This window comes from Thalassobacterium maritimum, from assembly GCF_031127805.1.
GTDB classification, from domain to species: domain Bacteria; phylum Verrucomicrobiota; class Verrucomicrobiia; order Opitutales; family Coraliomargaritaceae; genus Thalassobacterium; species Thalassobacterium maritimum.
In genome coordinates this window covers 1-935 of sequence record NZ_JARXHW010000171.1, presented here as the reverse complement: position 1 = coordinate 935, position 935 = coordinate 1, and the positions used below count along the sequence as shown (strand labels likewise).

The window sequence follows — 935 nt, the reverse complement described above, 5'->3', positions numbered from 1 at the left end:
ACGTTAGCTAAATAATGAAAAAACAAATCCTAATTCTCCTATCAGCGATCGCCTTCCATTCTTCCTCTATTGCAACGACTCTGTTGCAAGACGATTTTAATACAAACGGAAGCCTAAATGGACAGTCGCCAGATGTTGGTTCGTCTTGGACGGTTTCTGGAACTAACTTAACCGTGTCCGGGGGTGCATTGCAATTGCCTAGTATCGACGGCGAAGCTTCGTCTTCTTTCGCAAATGAATCAAATACTACCATTTATGCCGGATTGTCATTCACGGTTACGCAATCCCCGTCGATGTCAGGAAGCTTTTTCTTTTCCTTCCAAAGCGGACCAATGACAGTCGGGCGCTTATTCATTACCTCGACAGGCAGTTCTAGCACCTTTGACATAGGAATTGAAAATAACCTGGATAACCCTGTGGATTGGACATCTTCACTTAACGTGGGACAGCAGTATCGAGCCGTAGTCGGATTTACCGAAGACGGCGCAAATGATATTTCACGCCTGTGGATCAATCCCGTTACGATTGGATCTGCTTCCGTTGCAGATACTGCCGAAACCGTAACTGCTTCTATTGATGGAATACTTCTGCGCTCCAGCGATCCGTTTCCGTCAGGAGCAACTGGAACAGAGCTCACGGTGAATCAAGTTTATGTCGGTGACAGTTTTGCAGATGCTTCATCGGTTCCGGAACCGTCTACATCAGTTTTAATTATGGGGATTTCTATAGCAGTCGTGACGTTCATGAGACGGAAGAGCTAAATCGGGTAGACGGGAGCATTAACTCTCCCGTCCCCCACATCACCAGCCATACGGGTCCGTAGCCAGACTGATCACGGTGTTACGCAGTCTGTTTTATGGCGATTACCTCGCTCGATTCGAGAATCGAGTTGATTTCGGGCTGTATCCGAACAGCGCAGAGGCTCTCTCGCCGGT

1 protein-coding gene is annotated in these 935 nt (G+C 47.7%); it reads left to right on the top strand.

The features are described 5' to 3' along the window. The first annotated feature begins 14 nt into the window (after window positions 1-14). The gene (locus QEH52_RS19895) at window positions 15-761 is read left to right on the top strand and encodes a PEP-CTERM sorting domain-containing protein (protein ID WP_308952711.1); all 747 of its coding nucleotides are present in this window, start codon (window positions 15-17) and stop codon (window positions 759-761) included. The last annotated feature ends 174 nt before the right edge of the window (window positions 762-935 follow it).